At 65.3% G+C, this 18,207-nt stretch carries 23 protein-coding genes; 18 read left to right on the top strand and 5 right to left on the bottom strand.

Features of this window, described 5'->3' with window-relative positions; genetic code table 11:
• The 8 genes from IVB47_RS19465 to IVB47_RS19430 all read left to right on the top strand — a co-directional run.
• Nucleotides 1-829 (top strand): carbon-phosphorus lyase complex subunit PhnI (locus IVB47_RS19465; RefSeq protein WP_247463426.1); only part of this gene is annotated, 829 nt, incomplete at its 5' end.
• A complete protein-coding gene (locus tag IVB47_RS19460; RefSeq protein WP_247463424.1) occupies nucleotides 826-1,722 on the top strand; it encodes an alpha-D-ribose 1-methylphosphonate 5-phosphate C-P-lyase PhnJ in 897 nt (298 codons plus the stop codon). The genes IVB47_RS19465 and IVB47_RS19460, both read left to right, overlap by 4 nt.
• Nucleotides 1,715-2,512, top strand: a complete 798-nt coding sequence (phnK, locus tag IVB47_RS19455; RefSeq protein WP_247463422.1) for a phosphonate C-P lyase system protein PhnK — start codon at nucleotides 1,715-1,717, stop codon at nucleotides 2,510-2,512. Before IVB47_RS19460 ends, phnK begins: the two co-directional genes overlap by 8 nt.
• A 38-nt stretch (nucleotides 2,513-2,550) precedes the next feature.
• Nucleotides 2,551-3,249 carry a phosphonate C-P lyase system protein PhnL gene (phnL, locus tag IVB47_RS19450; protein ID WP_247463420.1) on the top strand — a complete coding sequence of 233 codons (699 nt, stop codon included), beginning with the start codon at nucleotides 2,551-2,553 and terminating at the stop codon, nucleotides 3,247-3,249.
• Between the two features lie 11 nt (nucleotides 3,250-3,260).
• A complete protein-coding gene (locus IVB47_RS19445; RefSeq protein ID WP_247463418.1) occupies nucleotides 3,261-4,415 on the top strand; it encodes an alpha-D-ribose 1-methylphosphonate 5-triphosphate diphosphatase in 1,155 nt (384 codons plus the stop codon).
• Nucleotides 4,412-5,044 carry a phosphonate metabolism protein/1,5-bisphosphokinase (PRPP-forming) PhnN gene (gene phnN / locus IVB47_RS19440; RefSeq protein ID WP_247463415.1) on the top strand — a complete coding sequence of 211 codons (633 nt, stop codon included), beginning with the start codon at nucleotides 4,412-4,414 and terminating at the stop codon, nucleotides 5,042-5,044. Before IVB47_RS19445 ends, phnN begins: the two co-directional genes overlap by 4 nt.
• Nucleotides 5,031-5,642 (top strand): pyridoxamine 5'-phosphate oxidase family protein, encoded by a 612-nt coding sequence (locus IVB47_RS19435; protein ID WP_247427276.1) that lies wholly within the window; start codon nucleotides 5,031-5,033, stop codon nucleotides 5,640-5,642. The genes phnN and IVB47_RS19435 overlap by 14 nt, the downstream gene beginning before the upstream one ends.
• 353 nt (nucleotides 5,643-5,995) lie before the next feature.
• Nucleotides 5,996-6,199: a hypothetical protein gene (locus IVB47_RS19430; protein WP_247463414.1), complete on the top strand. Its 204-nt coding sequence runs from the start codon at nucleotides 5,996-5,998 to the stop codon at nucleotides 6,197-6,199.
• Here IVB47_RS19430 and IVB47_RS19425 read toward each other — a convergent pair whose 3' ends face one another.
• From IVB47_RS19425 to IVB47_RS19410, 4 genes are all read right to left on the bottom strand, one after another.
• Nucleotides 6,200-6,703 (bottom strand): DUF6496 domain-containing protein, encoded by a 504-nt coding sequence (locus IVB47_RS19425; RefSeq protein ID WP_247463411.1) that lies wholly within the window; start codon nucleotides 6,701-6,703, stop codon nucleotides 6,200-6,202.
• 67 nt (nucleotides 6,704-6,770) lie between these two features.
• On the bottom strand, nucleotides 6,771-7,553 hold the full coding sequence (locus IVB47_RS19420) for an alpha/beta hydrolase (protein WP_247463409.1): 783 nt from the start codon (nucleotides 7,551-7,553) through the stop codon (nucleotides 6,771-6,773).
• Nucleotides 7,554-7,557: 4 nt separating this feature from the next.
• Nucleotides 7,558-8,853 carry an O-acetylhomoserine aminocarboxypropyltransferase gene (locus IVB47_RS19415; RefSeq protein ID WP_247463407.1) on the bottom strand — a complete coding sequence of 432 codons (1,296 nt, stop codon included), beginning with the start codon at nucleotides 8,851-8,853 and terminating at the stop codon, nucleotides 7,558-7,560.
• Nucleotides 8,854-8,934: 81 nt separating this feature from the next.
• Complete coding sequence (locus IVB47_RS19410; protein ID WP_247463405.1) at nucleotides 8,935-9,735, bottom strand: IclR family transcriptional regulator; 801 nt, start codon at nucleotides 9,733-9,735, stop codon at nucleotides 8,935-8,937.
• 131 nt (nucleotides 9,736-9,866) lie between these two features.
• Between IVB47_RS19410 and IVB47_RS19405 the strand changes: the two genes are divergently transcribed.
• The 6 genes from IVB47_RS19405 to IVB47_RS19380 are packed head-to-tail and all read left to right on the top strand — an operon-like array spanning nucleotide 9,867 to nucleotide 14,471.
• Nucleotides 9,867-10,832, top strand: coding sequence for a tripartite tricarboxylate transporter substrate binding protein (locus tag IVB47_RS19405; protein WP_247463404.1), 966 nt, complete (start codon nucleotides 9,867-9,869; stop codon nucleotides 10,830-10,832).
• A gap of 3 nt (nucleotides 10,833-10,835) precedes the next feature.
• The gene (locus IVB47_RS19400) at nucleotides 10,836-11,453 is read left to right on the top strand and encodes a flavin reductase family protein (protein WP_247463402.1); all 618 of its coding nucleotides are present in this window, start codon (nucleotides 10,836-10,838) and stop codon (nucleotides 11,451-11,453) included.
• A 43-nt stretch (nucleotides 11,454-11,496) separates the two neighbouring features.
• Nucleotides 11,497-12,357 carry a fumarylacetoacetate hydrolase family protein gene (locus IVB47_RS19395; RefSeq protein ID WP_247463400.1) on the top strand — a complete coding sequence of 287 codons (861 nt, stop codon included), beginning with the start codon at nucleotides 11,497-11,499 and terminating at the stop codon, nucleotides 12,355-12,357.
• Between the two features lie 3 nt (nucleotides 12,358-12,360).
• Nucleotides 12,361-13,164, top strand: a complete 804-nt coding sequence (gene hpaH, locus IVB47_RS19390) for a 2-oxo-hept-4-ene-1,7-dioate hydratase (RefSeq protein WP_247463398.1) — start codon at nucleotides 12,361-12,363, stop codon at nucleotides 13,162-13,164.
• A gap of 25 nt (nucleotides 13,165-13,189) precedes the next feature.
• A complete protein-coding gene (locus IVB47_RS19385; protein ID WP_027565730.1) occupies nucleotides 13,190-13,582 on the top strand; it encodes a RidA family protein in 393 nt (130 codons plus the stop codon).
• A gap of 13 nt (nucleotides 13,583-13,595) precedes the next feature.
• The gene (locus tag IVB47_RS19380) at nucleotides 13,596-14,471 is read left to right on the top strand and encodes an amidohydrolase family protein (protein WP_247463396.1); all 876 of its coding nucleotides are present in this window, start codon (nucleotides 13,596-13,598) and stop codon (nucleotides 14,469-14,471) included.
• Between the two features lie 159 nt (nucleotides 14,472-14,630).
• Here IVB47_RS19380 and IVB47_RS19375 read toward each other — a convergent pair whose 3' ends face one another.
• Nucleotides 14,631-15,626, bottom strand: a complete 996-nt coding sequence (locus IVB47_RS19375; RefSeq protein ID WP_247463393.1) for an LLM class flavin-dependent oxidoreductase — start codon at nucleotides 15,624-15,626, stop codon at nucleotides 14,631-14,633.
• 235 nt (nucleotides 15,627-15,861) lie between these two features.
• Between IVB47_RS19375 and IVB47_RS19370 the strand changes: the two genes are divergently transcribed.
• The 4 genes from IVB47_RS19370 to IVB47_RS19355 all read left to right on the top strand — a co-directional run.
• Nucleotides 15,862-16,284: an MgtC/SapB family protein gene (locus IVB47_RS19370; protein ID WP_247285681.1), complete on the top strand. Its 423-nt coding sequence runs from the start codon at nucleotides 15,862-15,864 to the stop codon at nucleotides 16,282-16,284.
• 134 nt (nucleotides 16,285-16,418) lie between these two features.
• On the top strand, nucleotides 16,419-16,922 hold the full coding sequence (locus IVB47_RS19365; RefSeq protein ID WP_247463392.1) for a Twin-arginine translocation pathway signal: 504 nt from the start codon (nucleotides 16,419-16,421) through the stop codon (nucleotides 16,920-16,922).
• 11 nt (nucleotides 16,923-16,933) lie between these two features.
• Nucleotides 16,934-17,554, top strand: coding sequence for a ferric reductase-like transmembrane domain-containing protein (locus tag IVB47_RS19360; RefSeq protein WP_247463390.1), 621 nt, complete (start codon nucleotides 16,934-16,936; stop codon nucleotides 17,552-17,554).
• Nucleotides 17,555-17,732: 178 nt separating this feature from the next.
• Nucleotides 17,733-18,207, top strand: a 475-nt coding sequence (locus IVB47_RS19355; RefSeq protein WP_247463388.1) for a cyclic nucleotide-binding domain-containing protein, incomplete at its 3' end; no start/stop codon positions are given.

The raw sequence follows: 18,207 nt of genomic DNA, 5'->3' as shown, positions 1-18,207 counted from the left end.
GCCGGTCGAGACCGGCACGATGCGGGTGCAGCGGCGGGTGTCCTCGACCTTCAAGGACATTCCCGGCGGCCAGATTCTCGGGCCGACCTTCGACTACACCCATCGCCTGCTCGATCCCTCGCTCGCCGAAGGCTTTGTGCCGGAAGCGCCAGCGACGGCCGAAGCATCGACAGTGCCCACGCCGCGGGTGACGGATATCCTCGGCCGCGACGGCCTGATCGAGCCCTCGCCGCAAGCGGAAGAGGGCGCCAGCGTCGGCGACCTCACCCGCGAGCCGCTGAACTTTCCGGCGGATCGTGACCTGCGCCTGCAAAATCTCGCGCGTGGCGACGAAGGGTTCTTGCTGGCGATGGGCTATTCCACCCAGCGCGGCTACGGCCGCAACCATCCCTTCGCCGGCGAGATTCGCTTCGGCGAGGTCGATGTTGAATTTTTGGCGGAAGACGCCGGCTTCGTCGTGCCGCTCGGCTCGATCGAGCTCACCGAATGTCAGATGGTCAACCAGTTCAAGGGCTCCGCGACCGAAGCGCCGTGCTTCACCCGCGGCTATGGCCTCGCCTTTGGCCAGAGCGAGCGCAAGACCATGTCGATGGCGCTGGTCGACCGCGCGTTGCGTGCGCGCGAGCTCGGCGAAGAGGCACTCGCCCCTGCGCAAGACGAAGAATTCGTGATGTCGCATTCGGACAACGTTCAGGCGACCGGCTTCGTCGAACATCTGAAGCTGCCGCATTATGTCGACTTCCAGTCCGAGCTCGGCCTGCTGCGCAAGCTGCGCAAGGAATTCACTGAAGCCAATGCGCCTGATGCCATGAAGGAGGCCGCGGAATGAACGCGCCCGCCTACAATTTCGCCTATCTCGACGAACAGACCAAACAGATGATCCGCCGCGCAATCCTCAAGGCGATCGCGATCCCCGGCTATCAGGTGCCGTTCGCCAGCCGTGAAATGCCGATGCCCTATGGCTGGGGCACCGGCGGCGTCCAGGTCACCGCGGCGATCCTCGGGCCCGAGGACGTGCTGAAGGTGATCGATCAGGGCTCCGACGACACCACCAACGCGATCTCGATCCGGAAGTTCTTTGCCAAGACCGCCGGCGTCGCCACGACCACGGCGACGGAAGATGCGACCGTGATCCAGACCCGCCACCGCATTCCGGAGAGATCGCTGCACGAGAATCAGGTGCTGGTCTATCAGGTGCCGATCCCGGAGCCGCTGCGCTTCCTCGAGCCGCGCGAGACCGAGACGCGGCGCATGCACGCGCTCGCCGAATACGGCCTGATGCATGTCAAGCTCTACGAGGACATCGCCCGCTTCGGCCATATCGCGACGGCTTACGCCTATCCGGTGAAGGTCAATGCGCGCTACGTCATGGACCCGTCGCCGACGCCGAAATTCGACAATCCCAAGATGGACAATTGCCCGGCGCTGCAACTGTTCGGCGCCGGTCGCGAGAAACGCATCTATGCGATCCCGCCCTATACGCAAGTCGTGTCGCTCGACTTCGAGGACCATCCCTTCGAGCCGTATCGCTTCAACGCGCCTTGCGCACTGTGCGCCGCGGAAAATTCCTATCTCGACGAGATCGTCACCGACGACAAGGGCGGTCGCATGTTCGTCTGCTCCGACACCGATTATTGCGAGGGCCGCCAGGCCGCCGGCCATCACGGCAGCCTCAGCGCCGCGCCGTACAAGGACAAGGCGCAGGAGGCGTCGAATGGCTGATCAAGACATGCTCGAGAACGACGAGCCGCTGCTGGTCGCAAAATCTCTCAGCAAGTCCTATGGCCGCATCGCGGCATGCCGCGACGTGTCCTTTGCGCTCTATCCCGGCGAAGTGCTGGCCGTCGTCGGCGAATCCGGCTCGGGCAAATCGACGCTGCTGCAGCTGCTGTCCGGTCAGCTCGCGGCCAGCGGTGGGCACGTCTCCTATCGGATGCGCGACGGCGTCATTCGCGATCTCGCCACGCTGGGCGAGGCCGAGCGGCGCTTCCTGTTCCGCACCGATTGGGGTTTCGTTCATCAGGATCCCGCGCAGGGGCTGCGCATGGCGGTCTCGGCCGGCGCCAATGTCGGCGAACGGCTGATGGCGGTGGGCTGGAATCATTACGGCCGCATTCGCGATACCGCGTCGGACTGGCTGACCCGCGTCGAGATCGACATCGCACGCATCGACGATGCGCCGCGGACCTATTCCGGCGGCATGCGCCAGCGTCTCCAGATCGCCCGCAACCTCGTCACCGAGCCGCGGCTGGTGTTCATGGACGAGCCGACCGGCGGACTTGATGTTTCGGTGCAGGCGCGCCTGCTCGATCTCGTGCGCAGCCTGGTCGCCGAGCTGCACCTCGCGGTCATCATCGTCACCCATGATCTCGCGGTCGCGCGCCTGCTGTCGCATCGTGTGATGGTGATGAAGGGCGGCAGCGTCATCGAGACCGGCCTCACCGACCAGGTGCTCGACGATCCCCGCGAGCCCTATACCCAGCTGCTCGTCTCCTCGATTCTGCCGCCATGAGGCTTCAACGCCATGAGCCTTGCAAGAAGAGTTTTCCAATGACCGCCATGATCGACATCGCCGACGCCAACAAGACTTTTACGATGCACCTGCAGGGCGGCATCGAATTGCCTGTCGTCAGCGGCGTGACCTTCCACGTCGACCCCGGCGAATGCGTCGTGCTGTCGGGGCCATCAGGTGCCGGCAAATCCTCGATCCTGAAGATGATCTTCGGCAATTATCGCTGCGACTCGGGCCGCATCGGCATCCGCCATCGTGGCGAGGGGATCGATCTTGCCACCGCCGAGCCGCGGCAGGTCCTCAACATCCGCCGCACGACCATCGGCTATGTCAGCCAGTTCCTGCGCGCGGTGCCGCGGGTTGCGACCGTCGACGTCGTCGCGGAGCCGCTGATCGTCAACGGCCTGGTGCGCGCGGAGGCACAAGCCCGTGCTGGCGAACTGTTGCATAGGCTCAACATCCCCGAGCGACTTTGGCAGCTTCCGCCGGCGACCTTCTCCGGCGGCGAGCAGCAGCGCGTCAACATCGCGCGCGGCTTCATCTCGGATCTGCCGATCCTGCTGCTCGACGAGCCCACCGCCTCGCTCGACGCAGCCAACCGCGCCGTCGTGGTCGGGTTGGTCGCCGAAAAGAAACGCCGGGGCGTCGCCATGGTCGCCATTGTCCATGACGACGAAATCCGTCATCAGATTGCCGACCGCATCGTCGACGTCACCAGCTTCGCCGCCGCGGCCTGAAGGAAATGGACATGAACGCCAAGAAGGACATCGTGATCGCCAACGCCAGGATCGTGCTGGCGGACCGGGTGATCGAGCAGGGCTGGCTTGCTCTCGCCGATGGACGTATTGCCGAGATCGGTGAGGGCAGGGTGCCTGCGGGGGCAGAGAATGCCGGCGGCGATCTGATCATGCCCGGCCTGATCGAGCTCCACACCGACCACCTCGAGGCGCACTACGTGCCGCGGCCAAAAGTATTCTGGAATCCGGTCGCCGCCGTCGTCTCCTATGACGGCCAGCTCGCGACATCGGGCATCACCACGGTGTTCGACTCGCTCCGGGTCTGGCGCGAGGACGGCGCCGAGGAAGTCGACGGACGCGCCGGCACCCTCGCAGCCGCCATCACGACCGCGCGCGATGCCGACCTGCTGCGCGCCGATCACTTCCTGCATCTGCGCTGCGAAATCCCGATGCCGAGCGTGGTCGAGGAGGCCAGGGAGCTGATCGACCGCCCCGACGTGCGGCTGATGTCGTTGATGGACCACACCCCCGGCCAGCGCCAGTTCCGCGACGAAGGCAAGCTGCGCGACTATTACCGCGGCAAGGGCGGCGGCAAGACCGACGCCCAACTCGACGAATTGTTCGCGAAGCGTTTCGAGTATCAGAAGGCCTATGCCGCGACCAACATGCGCGAGATCGTGGCGCTGGCACACAAGTACAAGATCCCGCTGGCGAGCCATGACGATACCACCGAGGAGAACGTCGTGGACGCCGTGCGTGATGGGGTTTCGGTCGCGGAATTCCCGACCACGCTGGAGGCCGCGCGCGGCCTGCACGAGGCCGGCATCGACATCCTGATGGGCGCGCCGAACGTCGTGCGCGGCGGCTCGCATTCAGGCAACATCGCCGCGGTCGATCTCGCCCGCGAGGGCCTGCTCGACATCCTGTCGTCGGACTACATTCCCTCGAGCCTTCTGATGGCCGCGCTGCATTTGCCCGAGCATGTGCCCGCCATCAATCTTGCGGCGGCGATCCGCACGGTGACGAAGGCGCCCGCGGAGGCCGTCGGCCTGTCCGACCGCGGTGAAATTGCCGTCGGCAAGCGTGCCGATCTGATCCGCGTGCATGTTGCCGGCAGCGTCCCCGCGGTCCGCAGCGTCTGGCGCGAAGGGAGCCGCGTGGCATGAGCGAGACCGTCACCATGGCGGCAGCGCAGACGGGCGCGATCGGGCCCGGGCGGCTCGTGCTCGTGGTCGGTCCCAGCGGTGCCGGAAAGGACACGCTGCTGCGGCTGGCGCGGGCGGCGTGCATCGAGGATCACGACATCGTCTTTCCGCGCCGCGTCGTGACCCGCGAGTCCTCGGCCGACGAAGACAATGTCGCGGTGAGCCCTGACGAGTTCCGCCGCGCGCTCGAGCGTGGGGATTTCGCCGTGCATTGGGAAGCGCATGGGCATTGCTACGCGCTGCCGCGCAACCTCAACGACGATATTCGTTCCGGACGCGCCGTCGTGGCCAATGTGTCGCGCACGGTGATCGGCGCGTTACGCAAAGCTTACGCCAACGTCGTGGTGGTCGCGATCACGGCGCCGCCGGATGTGTTGGCGCAGCGGCTTGCCGCACGCGCCCGGCACAGCGACGGCAATATCACGGAACGGCTGACGCGCAGCGTCGAGGACGCATCGGCGCAGGCCGACGTCACCATCCTCAACGCGGGCAGCGCAGAGTATCACGGCCACCAGCTTCTGCGCGTGATCAAGAACCAGGGCTGGAACGAACAGTCCGCGCAACAAGGAGACTGGAATGTCGGTGATTGAAACGGTCGAGCAGCTCGAGGCCATCTACGGCGTCACCAACGACGCCTCGACCGTGAAAGTCGCCGACCACGTCACCCCGCTCTATCGCGTCTTCATCGAAAGGGCGCCGTTCGCCGCGCTCGCCACCATCGGACCCGAGGGGATCGACTGCTCGCCGCGCGGCGATCTCTCCGGCTTCGTCCGCATTCATGACCCGAAGACGCTGATGCTGCCGGATCGCCGCGGCAATAACCGGGTCGATTCCTTGCGCAACATCGTGCGCGATCCCAGGGTGTCCCTGATGTTCCTGATCCCCGGCTCCGGCAATGCGGTCCGGGCCAATGGCCGGGCGCATCTTTCGATCGATCCCGAGCTGCTGGCCTCGTTCAAGGTCGAAAGCAAGGCGCCGCGCAGTGTCATGGTGATGACGGTCGACGAGATCTACTTCCAGTGCGCCCGCGCCATCGTCCGCTCCGATCTCTGGAATCCCGACAAGCGCATCGACCCCAAGACGCTGCCGACACCCGGCCAGATCCTCGCCGAGATGAGCGAGAACAAGGTCGGCGGCGCGGAATATGATCGCGCCTGGCCCGAGCGGGCGGCCGCGACGATGTGGTGATGCGTCTTCCCTTCTCCCGCAAGGGAAGAACTCATCGCGAGATGAATTCGTTTGCCTGCGCTCGCGCCCGGAGAAGTGCCGATGCGCGCCGGTGGCAATTATGGATGGCCATTTCATTGACCGATCGCGCTAAACGCTCGATATTCCAGGCATCGACACTGCTCCTCGAGCCGAAGTCGCGATATGAGAACCGATCACCAGCGCAGTAACAATGACATGCATGCGTGCATGACGCCGCGCTGTTTCTCAGCGGCCACCGGCGCCTGTTGTTGTTGCTGACCGCCGCCTCCTAGCAGCACGCCACCCAGCAAATCCCAAGACAGAAGCGCCGAGATCCCGGCGAACGAGCAGTCATGTCCCCAACTCAATCGGATGCCTACATCATCGAAATCCACGACCGCGCCGCCGGCATCGTCACGAGGGATACGCGCGGCTTCCGCTTCTTCTCCTCCGAGCGTCTGTTCGACAGCCTCGAAGGCCGGCAGTTCCGCTCGGCGCGCGAGGCCGAGCGCGCCGCACGCGCGGTGTTCTCCGAGCGGAGCCGGCGCGCGAACTGATCAACTCCGGCGGCGCGCCCTGGTGCGCGCCGCCTTCTTCGCGGCGGTGGAGCGGGCCTTGGCACCCTTGGTGCGGCTTGCCTTGCGCGCGGTGGCTGAACGTGACGCGGCCGATCGCTGGCTCGCGGCACGCTTGCCCTGTTTCGACAGTGCGCTGCGCGATGCGGTCGAGCGCGGCTCTTTTTTCAAACCCTTTTCGACGGCCCGCGACACGCGCGGCCGGCGCTTCGCCGTGCGCTTGCCCTGACCGACCTCATAGGCATATTTGGCGCTGCGACGCGTCGCCTTCTTGACGCGTCCCTTGCGCGGCGGCGGAAGATCGACGCCGGCGCGGCGCGCCTCGGACAGACCGATTGCGATGGCCTGTTTCGTCGAGCGCGCGCCATGCTTGCCCTTGCGGATCTTGTCGATCTGGTCCTTGACGAATTCGCCGGCCTGCGTGCTTGCCGATTTTCCGGCACGCTTGTCTTGCCTGGCTTTGCGAATGACTTCCTGTCTTGGCATGGTCCAGTTCCCTCTGCAATTCACAGGGATGTCTGACCGCAACGCGCAAGACGGACGATTGATCCTGTCAGTTCCTGAGCGCAGCCAGCAGTTCGTCCGGACGTTCGGCCATGATCATGTGACCGGCCCCCGGCACCACGACGGTCTTCGCATGCGGGATCGCCGCGGCAAGTGCCTTGCCGGCCTTCACCGGAGTCATCATGTCCCGCTCGCCGAGGATGAGCGTCGTGGGCACCGTCACGCTCGCGGCTGCTTGAAGCGCATTCGCGTAAGCATTGCAGGCTGATAAATCCCTGAACAGCACGCCCGGCTCGCAATGCTTCAACACGGCCTGCGCGCCGCCATGCATCCACAGGCCCGGCGCGAGGCTGCCGCCGAGCTCGGCGTTGAAGCCGAGGCCCCAGATCGAGACCATGTCGTTTGCATCCTGCGAATTGGCTTCGGCCGCCTTGAGCAGATCCGGGCCGACCGTCATGGTCGCGGCCGTGCCGATCAGGCTGAGCGCGGAGACCTTGTCGGGGTGACGTGCGGCCGTCTCCAGCGAGATCAGCGATCCCATGGAATGGCCGATCAGATGCGCTTTCTTAACTCCGGCCGCATCGAGCAGGGCCGCCGTCCAGTCGGCCATCTCGGCGATGCTGCCGAGCGAAGGTCCGGGGGAGCGGCCGTGACCGGGCAGATCAGGGGCCAGCACACCAAAGCCGTGATGGGCGAACCAGCGCGTGTGCAGCGCCCAGGTCGAATGATCGAAGCCGGCGCCATGGAGGAAGACGACCGCGGGCAGGGCCTTGTCGAAGTCGCGGCCGCCGGTTGCGACCAGCACCTCGGCGCCGTTGACGGAGAGTCTCATGTTGTCAGACCTTTTGCGAGATGCGCAGCGCCTGCGCGAGATCGTCGATGATGTCGCTTGCGGTCTCGATGCCGACCGAGAGCCGCACCAGCTCCTCGCCGATGCCGGAGGCCTTGAGCTGCTCGGCGTTCATTTGCTGGTGCGTGGTCGAGGCCGGGTGGATCACCAGCGTCTTGGCGTCGCCGACATTGGCGAGATGACTGATCATGCGCAGCGATTCGATGAACTTGCGCCCCGCGGGCCGCCCGCCCTTGATGCCGAAGGAGACGATCGAGCCGGCGCCGCGCGGCAGCAATTGCTTTGCGAGCTGGTAGTCCGTGTGGTCCTCGAGCGAGGGATGCAGCACCCAATCCACGGCCTTGTTGGCTTTCAGCGCTTCCAGCACGAGATGCGTGTTCTGGATGTGGCGGTCCATGCGCACGCCGAGCGTCTCGACGCCCTGCAAGAGCTGGAACGCGTTGGTCGGCGACAGGCAGGCGCCGAAATCGCGCAGGCCTTCGGTTCGCGCGCGCATGATGAAGGCGGCGGTGCCGAACTGCTCGTCGAAGACGATGCCGTGATAGCCGCCATAGGGCTCGGTCAGTACGCCGAACTTCCCCGACGCGCGCCAGTCGAAACGGCCGCCGTCGACGATGGCGCCGCCGATCGCGATGCCGTGGCCGCCGATCCATTTGGTTGCCGAATGCATGACGATGTCGGCGCCGAGCTCGATCGGACGGCTGAGATAGGGCGTGGCAAAGGTGTTGTCGATCAGCAGCGGGATCTTCGCGTCATGCGCGATCTGCGCGACCTTCGGAATGTCCAGCACCTCCAGCCCGGGATTGCCGATGGTCTCGCCGATCACCAGCTTCGTGTTCGGCTTGATCGCCGCGCGGAAGGCGTCGAGATCGCGCGGCTTGACGAACGTCGTTGTGATGCCGAAGCGCGGCAGCGTGTGCGCCAGAAGGTTGATGGTGCCGCCATAGAGCGAGCTCGACGCGACGATATGGTCGCCGGCGTTCAGAAGCGTCGCGATGGCGAGATGCAGCGCGGCCATGCCGCTCGCGGTGCAGATCGCGCCGACGCCGCCCTCCAGCGCCGCGAGCCGCTCCTCGAGCACGCCCGTAGTCGGATTGGAGATGCGCGTATAGATGTGGCCGGCGCGCTCCAGGTTGAACAGCGCGGCGGCGTGATCGGAATCCTGGAACACGTAGGACGTGGTCTGGTAGATCGGCACGGCGCGGGCGCCGGTCGTGGGATCCGGATGCTGGCCCGCATGCAGGCTCAGGGTCTCGAAGGCGGGCGGTTTTGGCGCGGGCATGCGTGGCCTCGTTGCTCGGTCGGCGGAGGCGGCTCTTGTGCCACAAAATGGCGCGCGAAGTCAGCCCATTGACAGCGTTGTCTAACCCCCGATCGCCTGCTCGATGATGCGCGCTTCCCGCAGCAAGATCTCCGCGACCTCCTGTTCGCGGCGCGGGCCGAGCCTCGTCCGAACGGCGGAGACGGTCATCGCGGCAGCGGGGCGGCCGTCGGGCGTCTTGATCCAGGTCGAGATCGATTTCGTGCCCTGCACCAGACCAATTTCCCTCATGCCGTATCCCAGCCGTCTTGCGGCGGTGACCTGGCCCAGCACCGTCGCAGCGTCGGTACGGTAGGCCTCCAGCCTCTTCTCGTTGGCCGCGACGATTTTTCGCGCGTCCTGCGCCGGCATCGCGGCGAGGATGGCGACGCCCGCGCTGGAGACGCCGAGCGGTCGGCGCGCGCCGACCTCGATGGACAGCACCTGGATCGGATAGACACCGATCCTGCGATCGACGCACAGCGTGTCGTTGCCGGTCCGCACCGTCAGGAACAGCGTGTCGCCGATCTCGGTCGAGGCGCGTTGCAGCGACGGATTTGCGGCGATCAGCAGCCGCGACGGCCGGGCCCGTGCGAGCGCGAGCTCCGGCACCTGATTGCCGATCGCGTAGCGGCCGGTCCGGTCATGCCGCTCGACGATGCCTTCCTCGATCAGCACGTGGACGATGCGGTGCACGGTCGGGCGGGTGAGGCCGGTCGCCCGCACCACCTCGGCCAGTGGCACGCCGTCTTCGCGGCCCGCGGCCAGAATGCGCAGCACCGCCAGCGCGCGCCGGATCGCCTGCGCGCCCCGTCGCGGTTCTGTCATGCGGCGGGCGGATTTCGCGGAAGTCGTCTTGTCCATAATATGGACAAGAACGCCACAATTCACTCGACAGGTAAAGCGCGCATCTGGAGATTGCGCTCCGAATCGAGATGCCGTGTACGACGTCAGGCAAATCGACGTAAAATTGGAAGCGCCGCCGGGAGGTTAACATGAGATTAATCTGGATTGCCATAGCTGCCGCAGCGGCGATGTTGACGGGACCGGCGTCGGGCCAGCAATGGCCGTTGCGCAACGTCAAGCTGATCGTGCCCTATCCGGCCGGCGGCAATGTCGACAGCGCCGCGCGCATCATCGCCGACAAGCTTCAGGAAAAGCTCGGCCAGCCCTTCATCATCGAGAACAAGGCGGGTGCCGGCGGCATGATCGCGGGCGAGGCCTTCGCGAAATCCGTGCCCGATGGCTACACGCTGTTCGTCGGCGCCAACGGCCCGGTGCTGTTCGCGACCGAAATCAACAAGCGCGACGCCTACAATTGGAAGAAGGACTTCCTGCCGATCACGACGATCTCGATGACGCCTCTGGTGCTCGAGGTGCATCCGTCGGTGCAGGCGACGAATTTCAAGGAATTCATCGATCTCGCCAAGCGCGAGCCCGGCAAGCTGACGATGGCCTCGCCCGGTCCCGGCACCACCAACCATCTGCTCAGCGAGCTGATGCAGTCCAGCCTCGACCTGCAATGGGTGACCGCGCACTATCGCGGCAATGCGCCCGCGGTCAACGATCTCCTGGGCGGGCAGGTGCAGTTCGCGTTCGACCAGCTCACGGTAAGCCTGCAGCACATCAAGGCCGGCCTGTTCCGGGCGCTGGCCGTCACCAGCCCGCACCGCCTGAAGTCGCTGCCCGACGTGCCGACCTTCGCTGAGCTCGGCTACAAGGATTTCGACGGCCAGACCTTCACCGGCCTGTTCGCGCCGGCGTGCCTGCCGGCGCCCGTGATCGACAAGCTGCACGAGGCGCTGACCGCGATCCTGAAGGATCCCGCCGTGGTCGACAAGTTCGAGAAGCTCGGCGGCGAAGCCGTCGCGATGACGCCCGACGAATTCAAGGCTTATCTCTCGCGCGAGGACGCCAAATGGATTCCGATCGTGCGCAAGGCCAACATCAAGGCGGATTGATCGATGCGGATCGACCCCACCGAGCTCGGCGCCGAGCGCATCTACCGGCTGATGACCGGCATCGTGGTGCCGCGTCCGATCGCCTGGGTGACGAGCCTGTCGCGCGCGGGCGTGCTCAACCTCGCGCCGTTCAGCGCCTTCACCTTCGTTTCGCAGAAGCCGCCGATGTTGGCCATCAGCGTCGGCCGCAAGGGCGCGGACTACAAGGACACCGCGCACAACATCCTCGACACCGAGGAATACGTCATCCACATCGCCGACACCCCGCTGATGCAGGCCGTGCACGACTCATCGGTCGAGCATCCGCCTGAGATCAGCGAGGTCGCGGAGCTTGGCCTTGAGACGATCCCGAGCGAGCGCATCAAGGTGCCGCGTCTTGGCATTGCACCCGTTGCGATGGAATGCCGCTTCCGGCAGTGCCTCGAATTCGGCGATGCCCGCAGCCGCCTCATCGTCGGCGAAGTCGTGATGTTCCACCTGCGCGACGGCCTCGTGAACGACGGCAAGGTCGAGACTGCGGCGCTCGATCCGATCGCGCGCATCGGCGGCCCGCGTTACGCCCGGCTCGGCGAGATCGTGACGCTGCGTGGCGTGTTCCAGACTCCCAAATCGAAAGACTGAACGCGCTGCCCCGGCCGCACCTCAAGACCATTGGAGAACGACCATGCGACTCATAAGCTATCTCCTGGACGGAGAGCCGCGCTATGGTGCCGCTATCGAAGGCGGTGTCGTCGATCTGACCCGGCGGATTGGCCGCGACTTCTCCGATGTGAGGGCGCTGATCGCGGCCAATGCGCTGGCTGACGCGCAGGAAGCTATCGCCGGACAAAAGCCGGACTACGCGCTCGACGATCTCGTGCTGCTGCCGCCGGTGCTGGCGCCCGAAAAGCTCTGGTGCATCGGCGTCAACTACGCCGAGCGCAATGCGGAGTATAAAGACAGCTCCGACCTCCCCAAATATCCCAGCCTGTTCGTGCGTAGCATGTCCTCGATGACGGGATCCGGCCAGCCGCTGGAAAAGCCTCATGTGTCCGACCAGCTCGATTACGAAGGCGAGCTTGTCATCGTGATCGGCCGGGGAGGCCGCCACATCCCGCGCGAAAAGGCCTGGGCGCACATCTTCGGCATGACCTTGTGCAACGAGGGCACGATCCGCGACTGGCTGCGTCACGGCAAGTTCAACGTCACGCAGGGCAAGAATTTCGACCGCTCCGGCAGCATCGGTCCCTGGATCGTCACATCGGACGAGCTCGACCCGAGCGGCCCCCATGACATCGTCACCCGCGTCAACGGCGAGGTGCGACAGCAGGACACCACCGAGCGGCTGATGTTCCCGTTCGACTTTCTGATCTCCTATCTCTCGACCTTTGCGACGCTGAAGCCCGGCGACATGATCGTGACGGGCACGCCGACCGGGGCGGGCGCCCGCTTCGACCCGCCGCGCTGGCTGAAAGTCGGTGATGTCGTCGAGGTCGAATCCAGTCGCATCGGCGTGCTGCGCAATACCGTGGCCGCGGAGAGTTAAGCCATGCTGGATACTGCCACGATCGAACGCCTTGCCGCGCGCCTCGACGAGGCCGAGCGCACCAAGACGCTGATCACGATGTTCACCAAAGACTATCCCAATTTCAGCATCGAGGATGCCTATGCCGTTCAGCGCGCCTGGACAAAACTCCAGCTCGGACGCGGCCGGGTCATCAAGGGCCACAAGATCGGCCTGACCTCGAAGGCGATGCAGAACGCGGTCGGCATTTCGGAGCCGGACTACGGCGTGCTGTTCGCCGACATGTTCTATGCCGATGCCACGCCCATTCCGTTCGACCGCTTTCACGCGCCGCGCATCGAGGTCGAGCTCGCCTTCGTGCTGAAGGCGCCGCTGCGTGGGCCCGATTGCACCATCTTCGATGTGCTCAACGCCACCGACTACGTCACGCCCGCACTGGAGATTCTGGAGACGCGCATGCACCGCGTCGATCCCGAAACGGGCAAGGCGCGAAAGGTCATGGACACGATCTCGGACAATGCGGCGAACGCCGCGCTGGTGCTCGGCGGCCGGCCGTTCCGTCCGATGGACGCGGACATGCGCTGGATCGGCGCGCTGCTGTTCCGCAACGGCGAGGTCGAGGAAACCGGGCTGGCCGCCGGCGTGCTCAACCATCCCGCCAACGGCATCGCCTGGCTCGCCAACCGCCTCGCGCCGCATGACGAGCATCTCGCCGCCGGCGAGGTGGTGCTGGCGGGATCATTCACGCGTCCAGTCGACATCCGCCGCGGCGACACTTTTCATGCCGATTATGGCGCGTTCGGCTCGGTGTCGTGCCAGTTCGTCTGAACCAACACATGAAAGGGAGCGCATCATGACCGGTCACACGCGGCGCAAGAGCATCCATATCGGCGGCTTCAAGCACGCCAACCCGATTCCGAACGCCTGCCGCATCGGCAATCTCGTGATGTCGGGCGTCATCCTCGGCCGCGACCGCGCGGGCGCGATGCCTGAGAGCCTCGACGCGCAATGCGCCAACATGTTCGCGCATATGAAGGCGACGGTTGAGGCCGCCGGCGGCACCACTGACGACATCATCAAGATGACGGTGTGGCTGAAGGATCGCACGCAGCGCGGGCCCGTGAATGTCGAATGGCTGAAGATGTTTCCGGACGAGCATTCACGCCCGGCGCGCCACGCGCTGCCGATGGACAACATGGATGGCGGCGCGCTGGTGCAGTGTGACTTCACCGCCGTAATCGACTGAGGGAGTTTCGCGTATGCCGACCTATCTGCCGTTCGACCCGAACCCGCGCCGCCCTGTCAACGCGCCGCCGCCCAAAACCGTCGACAGCCAGTTTCATGTGCTCGGCCCCATCGACAAATATCCGGAACGACCCGGTGCGGCCTATCGGATGCCGACGGCGACCTGGGAAGCGGCGCTGCGCGTGCACAAGACGCTCGGCATCGACCGCGGCATCATCGTGCAGACCACCACCTATGGCGCCGACCATGCCGTCGTGCTCGACGGTCTCGCCGCGATGGGCCCGAACTATCGCGGCTGCGCCAACGCGCTGGTGTTTGCCGAGGCGAACGATTCGTATCTCGCCAAGCTGCATGATGCTGGGGTCCGCGGCGCGCGCTTCAGCTTCCGCCAGGAGCTCGGCGCTGTGCTGTCGGATGCCGATTTCGCCCGCGCCATTGCGCGCATCCGCGAGCTCGGCTGGTACGTCAAGATCCAGCCGGAGAAGGACGGCATCATGTCGAGCGTCGCCAAATACGAGAATCTCGACGTCCCCGTGCTCATCGACCACATGGCACGGCCCGATCCGGAAGCCGGCAGGAACGATCCGAACCTGCGCAAGATGCTCGAGCTGCTCGCCAAGGGAAATTTCTGGGTGATGCTGTCGCTCGGAGAGAAGACCTCGAAGCTTGGGCCGCCCTACGACGACGTCATCCCGATCGCGCGCGCCTATATCGAGGCCGCCGTCGACCGCTGCGTCTGGGCCAGCGACTGGCCGCATCCGGTCTCGGTGAAGCAGCCGCCCAACGACGCCGATCTGCTCGAGCTGATGTACCGCTACGCGCCCGACCAGGCGGAGCTGGAAAAGATATTGGTGCACAATCCGGCAAGGCTGTTCGGCTTTCCGGATTAGGGCGACCCGTCATTGCGAGGAGCGGAGCGACGAAGCAATCCAGACTTGCTTCCGCAGAAGCGCAATCCAGAATCCGTGCCGCGGAAATAGCTGGATTGCTTCGCTGCGCTCGCAATGACGGACGCGCCATTGCCAAGTCGACCGTGCCAGACTCTGCGCTTACACCGCCAGCCGATCCCTTACCCCGGCTGCAATCTCGAACGAGCGCAGCCGCGCGGCGTGGTCGTAGATCTGCCCCGTGGTCATCAATTCGTCAGCGCTTGTCTCAGCGATCAGCGCCTTCAGCTTCTGCTCGACCGTTTCAGGCGAGCCGACCGCCGAGCAGGACAGCGACTGGCCGACCATCGCCTTCTCCGCCGGCGACCACAGCGCGCCCATGTCGTCGACCGGCGGCGGCAGCGGGCCGGGCGTGCCGCGGCGCAGATTGATGAACTGCTGCTGCAGCGAGGAGAACATGCGCTGCGCGTCCGCGTCGCTGTCGGCGGCGAACACGTTGACGCCGACCATCGCGTAGGGCTTGTCGAGCTGTGCCGAGGGCTCGAACCGCGCGCGATACTCCCGCAGCGCCGGCATCATCATCTGCGGCGCGAAGTGTGAAGCGAACGCGAACGGCAGCCCGAGCATGCCTGCGAGCTGCGCGCCAAAAGTGCTGGAGCCCAGGATCCACAGCGGCACCTTCGTCCCCATGCCCGGCACGGCGCGGATGGTCTGGTTCGGCTGCACGTCGCCGAGCAGCGCCTGCAGCTCCAGCACGTCCTGCGGAAAATTCTCGGAGCTGGTGGCGAGATCGCGCCGCAGCGCCCGCGCGGTGAACTGGTCGGTGCCCGGCGCCCGGCCGAGCCCGAGATCGATCCGCCCGGGATAAAGCGAGGCGAGCGTGCCGAACTGCTCGGCGATGACGAGCGGCGAATGGTTCGGCAGCATGATCCCCCCGGAGCCGACCCGGATCGTCTTGGTGCCGCCCGCGACATGCCCGATCACCACCGACGTCGCCGCACTCGCGATGCCCGCCATGTTGTGATGCTCGGCCAGCCAGAAGCGCTTGTAGCCCCAGGCTTCCGAATGCTGCGCGAGATCGAGCGAGTTACGGAACGCTTGTGATGCGTCGCCGCCCTGTCGGATGGGGGCGAGGTCGAGCACGGAGAAGGGGATCATGGGCGGGTCCGGATGGAGCATGCGATGGAAACGTGGACTCGACATGTAGGAGCCTGCCCCGGGAATACCAGCCGAAACGATCATGGTGCTGCGCCGGCGGCTCCATTGCGTGGAGGCGAAGCCATCGCTGCGCTGAGGCATGCGGCAAATTCGCCTGCATGGAAACCGCGGGCCGCATTGCGGCGTTGCCGGCCGGTTTGATCAATGGCTACAATTTTCATTTCGGGGGCTTTCTTTGGACAGATTCAACATCGGCGTTCATGTCGTCGCGCTGGCTGCGGCCTTCGCGCTCGCCGTTCCCATTGGCTGGGACCGTGAGAAGCGGGCGCGAAGCGCGGGCTTGCGCACCTTTCCGCTGGTCGCAATGGCAAGCTGCGGCTTCGTGCAGGCCAGCGAAAGCCTGCTCGTGCATTCGCCTGATGGGATGGCAAAGGTGATCGAGGGCCTCATCACCGGCATCGGCTTCATCGGCGGTGGCGCGATTCTCAAGCAGGGGAATTCGGTGCAGGGCACTGCAACGGCCGCGAGCCTCTGGGCGACCGGCGCCATCGGCGTTTCCGTCGGGCTCGGCGCTTTTGATGTCGCGGTGACGGTCGCCGTGTTCACGTTCCTGACCCTTCGCTTGTTGACGTTGGTCAAGGAAGACGACGATCACTGATGCAGGTGCGGGCGGCCTGCGCCCGTTCACAACACCGTCATTGTGACCCGTTGCGCCCCCCGGCCCAACTGGGCGTCGGGCGCCTGTTGTTGTACACTCACTGAGCCATTGGACGCTCGCCAGGAGGAACCGACATGACCACGGTCGTACTCAATCGCCGGAGCCTCCTCGCCGCGGGCGGCTCGATCCTCGCAACCGGGCTTTTGGTAACCGGTGTTCCCGGCCTGCTGTTGCCTGTCCGCGCGGCCGGCCTCGCGCCGACCGAGACAATGTCGGGCGGCGCGAACAACTACCGTAAGGGCGCGGCGATCGTGGAGCGGATCGGCAAGGGCGGCTTCTGGATGAGCGGCACCGTGCGCCGCGCCGGCGACGGGGCGCCGCTCGCAGGCCAGCGCATCCAGATCTGGGCACACACCACGGAAGGGCAGGAGCACGAGCCGCAGAGCCATGGCGCCACGCTGACTGACAAGGACGGCAAGTTCCGGCTCGAGATGCCGCAGATCATTCCCATCTTCGGCCAGCCGCATGGCCACCTCGCCTATGACAGCGGTGAGTTCAAGACGGTCTTTCTGCGGCCGATCATGCGGAGCGCAAAGGAAACCAGCCTCGAGGCGCACTTCGTCCTGCAGTCGGCCTGATCGCATTGGAGATGAAGGGGCGAAGATCGGCCCGGGCGCCCCTGATCTGGCTCGCCCTTGCCTTGGCCATTTGCGTGCCGATCGCGCTCGCTGCGGGAAGCGTACAGCTCGCATGGCGCGGCCCGGTCTATATCCTTGCCGGCTTCGCGGGGATCATCGCGCTCGGTCTTGTGCTCGTTCAGCCTCTGCTGATCGGCGGATACCTGCCGGGACTGTCGGCCTATCGTGGCCGGCGCGCCCATCAGTGGATCGGTGGCACGCTGGTTCTGGCCGTCATGGTCCACGTCGCCGGCCTCTGGATCACCAGCCCGCCCGACATGATCGACGCCCTGACCTATACGTCACCGACGCCGTTCTCCCCCTTCGGCGTGACCGCCATGTGGGCCATCTTCACCGTCGCGCTTCTGGCGCTGCTCCGGCGGCGCTTGGGATTGCGGCTGCGCACCTGGCGCATCGTCCATCTTCCGCTCGCGGTCGTCATCGTCGCAGGCAGCGTGGCCCATTGCCTGCTGATCGAGGGAACGATGGAGACGATCTCGAAGGCGGCGCTGTGCGCAGCTGTGCTTGCGGCGACCGTCAAGGTGCTGGTTGACCTCTGGAGAAGGCGAACGCTCCGCGGCGAGAGTGCGTAGGATGGGTAGAGCGAAGCGAAACCCATCGCACTTGGTCTAGGCGGAAGCATGATGGGTTTCGCAAGTGCTCTACCCATCCTACGAAATTTCGCTGACCGCCTTGTTCCAATACGTTCGGCGTCGTCAGCGCCGATCTGCTCTGCTTGCCGCAGATGGCCATGAAGATTATCCTCACGAGATGGCCGTCAGTGTCCCCGACGTGAAGGCATTCCTGCTCGCCACACCGTTCTTCGGCGGTATTCCGGATCAAAGTCTCGACCTCCTGATGTCGATGCTGGTCGAGTGCCGATTTGATACCGGAGCAACCGTCGTGACGGAGGGCGAGCCTGGACGCTCGCTGTTCATCGTCAAATCCGGTCGGCTGGCGGTGAGCAAACGGGCGAATGCGGGCAACGTCATCCCGATTTCCGTTCTGGAGCCCGGCGATTTCTTCGGCGAGATGACGCTGATCGAAATGCAGAACCGTTCTGCCACGGTGATCGCGGAAAGTCCGACCGTGCTCTACGAGCTGACTGCGCAAAAGCTCTACGCCTGCTACAAGGCCGATATCCAAGCCTATGTGATCATCCTGCAGAACATCAACCGCGAGCTATGCCGACGGCTGCGCCGTTCCGACGATCGCTTCGCCGGACAGAAATTCGGTGAGGACAGTG

The sequence above is a fragment of the Bradyrhizobium sp. 62 genome, from assembly GCF_023073035.1.
Lineage (GTDB): Bacteria > Pseudomonadota > Alphaproteobacteria > Rhizobiales > Xanthobacteraceae > Bradyrhizobium.
This window is presented reverse-complemented; position numbering and strand designations above follow the sequence as displayed.

Excerpts from the sequence above, each read along its gene's own strand:
- IVB47_RS19460 (WP_247463424.1), top strand. The coding sequence starts at position 826 with ATGAACGCGCCCGCCTACAATTTCGCCTATCTCGACGAACAGACCAAA.
- phnK (WP_247463422.1), top strand. The coding sequence starts at position 1,715 with ATGGCTGATCAAGACATGCTCGAGAACGACGAGCCGCTGCTGGTCGCA.
- phnL (WP_247463420.1), top strand. The coding sequence starts at position 2,551 with ATGACCGCCATGATCGACATCGCCGACGCCAACAAGACTTTTACGATG.
- IVB47_RS19445 (WP_247463418.1), top strand. The coding sequence starts at position 3,261 with ATGAACGCCAAGAAGGACATCGTGATCGCCAACGCCAGGATCGTGCTG.
- phnN (WP_247463415.1), top strand. The coding sequence starts at position 4,412 with ATGAGCGAGACCGTCACCATGGCGGCAGCGCAGACGGGCGCGATCGGG.
- IVB47_RS19435 (WP_247427276.1), top strand. The coding sequence starts at position 5,031 with ATGTCGGTGATTGAAACGGTCGAGCAGCTCGAGGCCATCTACGGCGTC.
- IVB47_RS19430 (WP_247463414.1), top strand. The coding sequence starts at position 5,996 with ATGTCCCCAACTCAATCGGATGCCTACATCATCGAAATCCACGACCGC.
- IVB47_RS19425 (WP_247463411.1), bottom strand. The coding sequence starts at position 6,703 with ATGCCAAGACAGGAAGTCATTCGCAAAGCCAGGCAAGACAAGCGTGCC.
- IVB47_RS19420 (WP_247463409.1), bottom strand. The coding sequence starts at position 7,553 with ATGAGACTCTCCGTCAACGGCGCCGAGGTGCTGGTCGCAACCGGCGGC.
- IVB47_RS19415 (WP_247463407.1), bottom strand. The coding sequence starts at position 8,853 with ATGCCCGCGCCAAAACCGCCCGCCTTCGAGACCCTGAGCCTGCATGCG.
- IVB47_RS19410 (WP_247463405.1), bottom strand. The coding sequence starts at position 9,735 with ATGGACAAGACGACTTCCGCGAAATCCGCCCGCCGCATGACAGAACCG.
- IVB47_RS19405 (WP_247463404.1), top strand. The coding sequence starts at position 9,867 with ATGAGATTAATCTGGATTGCCATAGCTGCCGCAGCGGCGATGTTGACG.
- IVB47_RS19400 (WP_247463402.1), top strand. The coding sequence starts at position 10,836 with ATGCGGATCGACCCCACCGAGCTCGGCGCCGAGCGCATCTACCGGCTG.
- IVB47_RS19395 (WP_247463400.1), top strand. The coding sequence starts at position 11,497 with ATGCGACTCATAAGCTATCTCCTGGACGGAGAGCCGCGCTATGGTGCC.
- hpaH (WP_247463398.1), top strand. The coding sequence starts at position 12,361 with ATGCTGGATACTGCCACGATCGAACGCCTTGCCGCGCGCCTCGACGAG.
- IVB47_RS19385 (WP_027565730.1), top strand. The coding sequence starts at position 13,190 with ATGACCGGTCACACGCGGCGCAAGAGCATCCATATCGGCGGCTTCAAG.
- IVB47_RS19380 (WP_247463396.1), top strand. The coding sequence starts at position 13,596 with ATGCCGACCTATCTGCCGTTCGACCCGAACCCGCGCCGCCCTGTCAAC.
- IVB47_RS19375 (WP_247463393.1), bottom strand. The coding sequence starts at position 15,626 with ATGATCCCCTTCTCCGTGCTCGACCTCGCCCCCATCCGACAGGGCGGC.
- IVB47_RS19365 (WP_247463392.1), top strand. The coding sequence starts at position 16,419 with ATGACCACGGTCGTACTCAATCGCCGGAGCCTCCTCGCCGCGGGCGGC.
- IVB47_RS19360 (WP_247463390.1), top strand. The coding sequence starts at position 16,934 with ATGAAGGGGCGAAGATCGGCCCGGGCGCCCCTGATCTGGCTCGCCCTT.